The 6,810-nt window shown below is 66.2% G+C and carries 6 protein-coding genes and 1 pseudogene; 5 read left to right on the forward strand and 2 right to left on the reverse strand.

The genetic code is table 11. The features are described 5' to 3' along the window. Positions 1 to 13: 13 nt before the first annotated feature. The 4 genes and pseudogenes from B4U45_RS12540 (at position 14) to B4U45_RS12555 (ending at position 4,093) form a co-directional block, all read left to right on the forward strand. Complete coding sequence (locus tag B4U45_RS12540; RefSeq protein ID WP_075549153.1) at positions 14 to 664, forward strand: DUF4129 domain-containing protein; 651 nt, start codon at positions 14 to 16, stop codon at positions 662 to 664. Further along, the gene (locus tag B4U45_RS12545; protein ID WP_183155061.1) at positions 646 to 1,797 is read left to right on the forward strand and encodes a DUF4350 domain-containing protein; all 1,152 of its coding nucleotides are present in this window, start codon (positions 646 to 648) and stop codon (positions 1,795 to 1,797) included. Before B4U45_RS12540 ends, B4U45_RS12545 begins: the two co-directional genes overlap by 19 nt. 19 nt (positions 1,798 to 1,816) lie before the next feature. Further along, positions 1,817 to 2,771 (forward strand): annotated as a pseudogene (locus B4U45_RS12550) (AAA family ATPase). Beyond that, on the forward strand, positions 2,771 to 4,093 hold the full coding sequence (locus tag B4U45_RS12555; RefSeq protein ID WP_075549150.1) for a DUF58 domain-containing protein: 1,323 nt from the start codon (positions 2,771 to 2,773) through the stop codon (positions 4,091 to 4,093). The pseudogene B4U45_RS12550 and the gene B4U45_RS12555 overlap by 1 nt, the downstream one beginning before the upstream one ends. A gap of 79 nt (positions 4,094 to 4,172) precedes the next feature. Here the strand turns inward: B4U45_RS12555 and B4U45_RS12560 are convergent, their stop codons facing one another. Then, positions 4,173 to 5,165: a stage II sporulation protein M gene (locus B4U45_RS12560; RefSeq protein ID WP_075549149.1), complete on the reverse strand. Its 993-nt coding sequence runs from the start codon at positions 5,163 to 5,165 to the stop codon at positions 4,173 to 4,175. Between the two features lie 277 nt (positions 5,166 to 5,442). Here B4U45_RS12560 and B4U45_RS12565 point away from each other — a divergent pair, with 277 nt between their 5' ends. Next, positions 5,443 to 6,171 (forward strand): hypothetical protein, encoded by a 729-nt coding sequence (locus B4U45_RS12565; RefSeq protein ID WP_131808358.1) that lies wholly within the window; start codon positions 5,443 to 5,445, stop codon positions 6,169 to 6,171. A 336-nt stretch (positions 6,172 to 6,507) separates the two neighbouring features. Here B4U45_RS12565 and B4U45_RS12570 read toward each other — a convergent pair. Then, positions 6,508 to 6,810: ISAzo13-like element transposase-related protein (locus tag B4U45_RS12570; RefSeq protein ID WP_423734690.1), on the reverse strand; the 303-nt coding region annotated here is incomplete at its 5' end.

Below are 6,810 nucleotides of genomic sequence, written 5' to 3' on the forward strand. Positions count from 1 at the left end.
GGACTGACTGACCATGCCTTCCATCGACATCGACCGCGATGCCGCCCATCAGGCAGCACAGCATGAGCTCGACAAACCGATCTACCCCAAGCCGTCGCTGTCGACGGCTTTCAGCGACTGGCTCAACGAGCAGTTGTACCGGCTGTTGGAGAAGGGCGCTTCGGTGTCCGGCGGCTGGTTCACCCTGACGGTGGTGTTTATCCTGGCGGTGATCGCGGTGATCGTCGCCGTCCACATCGCCCGCCGCACCATGCGCACCAACCGCGGCGGTGACTACCAGCTGTTCGAAGCCGGCCAACTCACCGCGGCCCAGCATAGAGCTACGGCTGAAGCGTTTGCGGCCCAAGGTAATTGGGCCGCAGCTATCCGGCACCGGCTGCGCGCGGTCGCGCGCGAGCTCGAAGAGACCGGCGTGCTGAACCCGGCTCCCGGACGCACCGCCAACGAGCTGGCCACCGACGCGGGCGCGGCCCTGCCTCACCTGGCTGGCGAATTGGCCCGGGCAGCAACGGCTTTCAATGACGTCACCTACGGCGAGCGGCCCGGAACTCAAGATTCCTACCGGCTGATCGCCGACCTGGATGACCACCTGCGATCACGTGCTCATGCCTCGTCTGCGGTGGAACGGCCCACCGCGCCCGATTCCTGGGCGCAGGTCCGGTGATGCCGGCACCGGGTATCACCCGGCGACGGCGTCCGTGGCGGCCGTGGCGTGGCATGGTGCTCGCGCTGGTCGCGATCATCCTCGTCGCCGCCGTCGGCACCTACCTGACCGCGCCGCGGCCCGGCGGCATGATGGATCCCGCGGCCACCAACTCCTCCGGCGCCCATGCGCTGGTGACGTTGCTGCGCGACGGCGGCGTCGAGGTCGTCGTCGCCAATACGGTCGCCGACGTCGAACGCTTAGCCCGCGCCGACTCGCTGCTGCTGGTGGCCCAGACTCAATACCTGACCGACAGCGCACTGCTGCAACGGCTGGCACAAGCCCCCGGTGACCTGTTCCTGGTCGAACCCACCGCGCGAGCCCGCAGGGCGCTCACCCCGAAACTGCGCATCACCGCGGCCGAGCAATTCGCGTCCCAGCCGAAATGCCCGCTGCGCGAAGCCAATCGGGCCGGAAAAGTGCATTTCGGGCCCAGCGATGCCTACCAGCCCAGGGACGATCTGGACGTGGTCAGCTGTTACGGCGGGGCATTGGTCCGCTATCGCGACGCCGGGCGAACCGTCACGGTGGTCGGCAGTAGCGACTTCATGACAAACGGCGGCCTGCTCGAAGAGGGCAACGCCGCGCTGGCGATGAACCTCGCGGGCGACCGGCCACGGCTGGTCTGGTACGCGCCACACCGCGTCGAGGGACAGACGTCGGAGCCCGGTTCGCTGTCCGACCTGATCCCGACAAACGTGACGTGGATCGTCTGGCAGCTGTGGCTGGTGGTGCTGCTGGCGGCACTCTGGAAGGGGCGCCGGCTGGGCCCGCTGGTGGCCGAAGCGATACCCGTGGTGGTGCGCGCATCGGAGACGGTCGAGGGCCGCGGCCGGCTGTACCGGTCCCGGCGAGCCCGCGATCGCGCCGCCGAGGCGCTGCGCACCGCCACGCTGCAGCGGCTGCTGCCGCGGCTGGGTATCGGCCCGGGCACCGACCCGCCGGCGGTGGTGCTGACCGTGGCCCGGCGCAGCGGGGCCGACCCGGAATTCATTCGATACCACTTGTACGGCCCACCACCGGCCACCGACCAGGATCTACTACACCTCGCCCGCGCGCTCGACGACATCGAAAGGCAGGTCACCCACTCGTGACACAACCCGCTCCCACCCAATCCGCGCCCGCGGACTCGGCACGCGAAGCATTGCTGGGGTTACGTGCCGAGATCGGCAAGGCCGTCGTCGGACAGGACGGTGTGATCAGCGGCTTGGTGATCGCGCTGCTGTGCCGCGGCCACGTGCTACTGGAAGGCGTTCCCGGAGTGGCGAAGACGCTGATGGTCCGGGCCATGTCCGCCGCGTTGCAGCTGGAGTTCAAGCGGGTGCAGTTCACCCCCGACCTGATGCCCGGCGACGTCACCGGTTCGCTGGTCTATGACTCGCGCAGCGCCGAATTCACCTTCCGGCCGGGCCCGGTGTTCACCAATCTGCTGCTCGCCGACGAGATCAACCGCACGCCGCCCAAAACGCAGGCCGCGCTGCTCGAGGCCATGGAAGAGCGTCAGGTCAGCGTGGAAGGCCAGGCCAAACTGCTGCCGGACCCGTTCATCGTGGCGGCCACGCAGAACCCGATCGAATACGAAGGCACCTATCAGCTGCCCGAGGCCCAGCTCGACCGTTTCCTGATGAAGCTCAACGTCACGCTGCCGGCCCGCGACTCCGAGATCGCCATCCTGGGCCGGCACGCGCACGGCTTCGACCCGCGCGACCTGTCGGCGATCAGGCCGGTGGCCGGGGCGGCTGAGCTGACCGCCGGGCGCGAGGCGGTTCGTCAGGTGCTGATCGCCGACGAGGTCCTGGGCTACATCGTCGACATCGTCGGGGCCACCCGCTCCTCGCCCGCACTGCAGCTCGGTGTGTCGCCCCGCGGGGCAACGGCGCTGCTGGGCACCGCCCGGTCGTGGGCGTGGTTGTCCGGGCGTAACTACGTCACTCCCGACGACGTGAAGGCCATGGCGCGCCCCACGCTGCGGCATCGGATCATGTTGCGTCCGGAAGCCGAGCTCGAAGGGGCCACACCCGACGGCGTGCTGGACGGGATACTGGCGTCGGTTCCGGTGCCCCGCTAGTGGTCCTGACCGGACGTACCGGACTGCTGGCGCTGATCTGCGTCCTGCCGATCGCGTTGGCCCCTTGGCCGGCAAGGGCTTTCGTCATCTTGCTGGCGGCGCTGATGACGGCCGTGGTCATCGACATCGCCCTGGCGGCCAGCCCCCGCACATTGCGCTTCACCCGCTCCGCCGACAGCTCGATCCGGCTGGGCCAGCCCGCGGATGCCGGCCTGTCCGTTCACAACGAGGGCCGGCGCCGGTTTCGCGGCCGTGTTCGCGACGCCTGGCCGCCCAGCGCCCGCGGCGAACCGCGCAGCCACCAGATCACTATCGGCGGCGGCGAGCGACAGCAGCTAACCACCCAGTTGCGGCCGGTTCGCCGCGGCGACCAGCGCGCGGCCGTGGTCACCGCCAGATCGCTCGGACCGCTGGGCTTGGCGGGCCGCCAAAGTTCGCAACCGGTTCCGGGCAAGGTCCGGGTGCTGCCGCCGTTTCTGTCGCGCAAGCACCTGCCGTCGCGGCTGGCCAAACTGCGCGAGATCGACGGGTTGTTGCCGACGCTGATCCGCGGGCAAGGCACCGAATTCGACTCGCTGCGCGAATATGTCGTCGGCGACGACGTCCGCTCAATCGACTGGCGCGCGACGGCCCGTCGCTCCGACGTGATGGTGCGCACCTGGAGGCCCGAGCGGGACCGGCGGGTGGTGCTGGTGCTCGACACCGGGCGGATGGCGGCGGGGCGGGTCGGCGTCGACCCCACTGCCGCCGATCCCGCCGGATGGCCCCGACTGGACTGGTCGATGGATGCCGCGCTGCTGTTGGCGGCGCTGGCGTCGCGGGCCGGCGACCACGTCGACTTCCTGGCCCATGACCGGGTGAGCCGGGCGGCAGTTTTCGGGGCGTCGCGCACCGAACTGCTGGCCCAACTGGTCGACGCGATGGCGCCGCTGCACCCGGCGCTCGTCGAATCAGATTGGCGGGCAATGATTTCCGCAATCCTACGGCGCACCCGGCGCCGGTCGCTGGTGGTGCTGCTGACCGACCTCAACGCCACCGCCCTCGACGAGGGTCTGCTGCCGGTGCTGCCGCAGCTGTCGGCCAAACACCATGTGGTGGTGGCCGCCGTCGCCGACCCGCGCGTCGACGAACTGGCCATCGGGCGGTCCGACGCGGCAGCGGTCTACGACGCGGCCGCCGCCGAACGCGCCCGCAACGACCGTCGGGCTATCGCGTCGCGACTGCGCCGCAGCGGAGTGGACGTCGTCGACGCGCCGCCTGCCGAGCTTGCACCGGCGCTGGCGGATCGTTATCTGGCGATGAAAGCGACTGGCCGGCTTTAGTTTTCGGCCCCCGAGTGTGAATTGTGCTACGCCCGCGCGGCGTGTCGCGTCGCCCGATTCACTGTCGCGGCAGTGGGCCTCAGCCGGTGGGCACCACGTCGGGAGCGTCCTCGATGTCGCCGGTCTCCCCGGCCCTGGCGGCGCGACGGCCGAAGTACCCGATGTAGAAAACGAACGCGGCCTCGGCCAAGAGGCCGATGGCGATCCGGACGAAGGTCGGCAACGGTGACGGCGTCACCATCGCTTCGATCAGCCCGGACACCAGCAATACCCCCACCAGGCCCACCGCCACCGACACCACGCCGCGGCCCTGCTCGGCCAGGACTTGTCCGCGCGGCCGGTCACCGGGGGCGATCACCGACCAGCCCAGCCGCATCCCGGTAGCGGCGGCCAGGAACACCGCCGTCAGCTCGAGCAGTCCATGCGGAATCAGCAGACCGAGTAGCAAACCACCTCTGCCAGCTGCGAACATCAAGCCGGCGATCACTCCGACGTTGGCCGCGTTCTGGAAGAGCACCAGCGGTATCGGCAGGCCCAGCACGACCGACATCGCGATGCACTTGGCGGCCACCCAGGAATTGTTCACCCAGACCTGCAGCGCGAACGACGTTGCCGGGTGCTCGCTGTAATACGACTCGACGTCGTGGTTGACCAATTCGTTGATCTGGCCCGGAGTTCCGATGACCGACTGCACCTCGGAACTGCCGGCCACCCAGAATGCGATCAGCACCACGACGGCGAAGAACGCCACCGCCGTCGCCAACCACCACCGCCAGGCGCGGTAGGCGACGACCGGGAAGGACACGGTCCAGAACCGGACGAAGGTACTGGTCAGCGGCGCATGCGCGCCGGTGACCGCGGCCCGCGCGCGGGCGACCAGGCTCGACAGCCGGCCGACCAGCAGCGAATCCGACGACACCGACCGCAGCATCGACAGGTGCGTCGACACGCGCTGGTACAGCTCGACGAGCTCGTCGATCTCGGCACCGGTCAGCGAGCGACGCTTTTTGACCAACTGGTCGAGGCGATCCCAGGTGCCGCGGTGGGTCAGCAAGAACGCGTCGACGTCCACCTGGGTAGCGTAGTACCGCAGCCGCAGCCGGGAATCAGTGATGGTGTCCCCGTCACCAAGAGCGGTAGCTGATACAGTGCTCGCGAGCAGGCCAAAATGGGCAAGGTCGTTACCGAACGCCTTGAGCTGCTGACAACCATCGATGGTAGATCTCTGGCACATAACCGCGGTGTGCACCGGATGAAAGAGGCGTTGCTTAATGCCCGAGATGTTCCTTCGACGTCGGCATGGAAGTTTCTCAACCTCTCGACACCTCAGCTAAAGGAGATTCTTGAGCATGTCTCCATTGTGGCGCGCCGTGATACCCGAAAGCAGTCGCAGCGCCGCCGAAACTGATTTAACCCATGCGAAAGCCTCGCTTACCAGCTCGCGGCGACGCAAATGTGCGGCTGCCGCCGCATTGGGCTCTTTAACGCTAGCCAGCGGCGTTGCCGGAGCCATTGATAAACCCATCAACGCCCACGATCCCACGGTCAGCGTAGGTCGACTTACCGTCAGGTTGACCGGGCACGGCAGATTCAAGCTTGACACCTGCAGCAGCAACAACAACTTGACCAACGATACCCCCACCAGCTCCGCAAATGATTTTTCCGACGATATCACGGGCTTGGTGAATAATTCCGTTCAGGAAGACGCTACCACCGCCACTGCGAATCTCGCAGCGATTAACATCGACGAGTCATTGCAGGCAGTGCCAATAGATGGCTACGGCTCCAATCTACTTCTCGTTTCGAATGATAGTCAGCCGCCCGACTTCCCAGTCTCCTATTCCTATGGATCTGAAGATTCCAGCTCTTCGTATGGCGACTACAATAACGATTCGTCAGAGGATCCGCCGCAGTTTCCTGGAAACTTGGCAGATTTCCCGGCAGACGCATTCGATCACGACAGGCTAATCTTCGTGAATGGTATGGCCGTCAGCCGCTATAACTTCACGCACAACATGAACATGTTCTTGCCGCCCCATGAGGACGAAGGACCTGACCCTTCGGAAAATATCAACTAATGTCCTGAAGTCATTAATTGCGATCTAGTTGTTGAATTGGGTTGTGCCGAACCTCACGCCATCGAGTTCGTGTTGACCGCCGACGAGCGGGCCGAGTTGGAGGGTGGGCCTCAAAACCGCCGACCAAATTCTCGCCGGCATCGCCAACTACTGCACCCGAATTAATGACTCAGGACACTAGCGCCGGTGGCCAAACCGGTTGACGGCGTTGGCTCACGATAATCGAGGACCGCGTTGACGCAGTCCTCGAGGTCGCTATGGTTCGGCGCATAATAGCCAGATCGTTGTGCTGACTGTCGACTGGTCGTGCCGGTGAGCTAAGGGCTCGCGCAGTAATTAGGTAGGTGGTGTCGGGCGTGTCGGGGTGTGGTGGGCGGTGAGTGTGTAGTTCCAGTCGCCGTGGAATTGGTGGCGGTGTAGCTGGGTGGCTTGCAGGGCAGCGATCTGTTTGTCGGTGATCTTGATGCCGCGGGGGTAGGTGGTGGTGTCGAGTGCCGCGTTTACGGTTAGTCCGGTGGATGTGGTTGTTGCCCTGAGGGTTTCGATGATCACCTCGTGGGATTCCAGGGGTCGTCCGCGCCAGTTACGGCTGATCGCGGAGAACAGCCGGTGTTCGATCTTGTTCCATTTGGAGGTGCC

This window comes from Mycobacterium persicum, from assembly GCF_002086915.1.
Lineage (GTDB): Bacteria > Actinomycetota > Actinomycetes > Mycobacteriales > Mycobacteriaceae > Mycobacterium > Mycobacterium persicum.

What these genes read in the sequence shown, in the direction of transcription:
- B4U45_RS12540 (WP_075549153.1), top strand. Translation starts at nt 14, where the DNA reads ATGCCTTCCATCGACATCGACCGCGATGCCGCCCATCAGGCAGCACAG.
- B4U45_RS12565 (WP_131808358.1), top strand. Translation starts at nt 5,443, where the DNA reads ATGTCTCCATTGTGGCGCGCCGTGATACCCGAAAGCAGTCGCAGCGCC.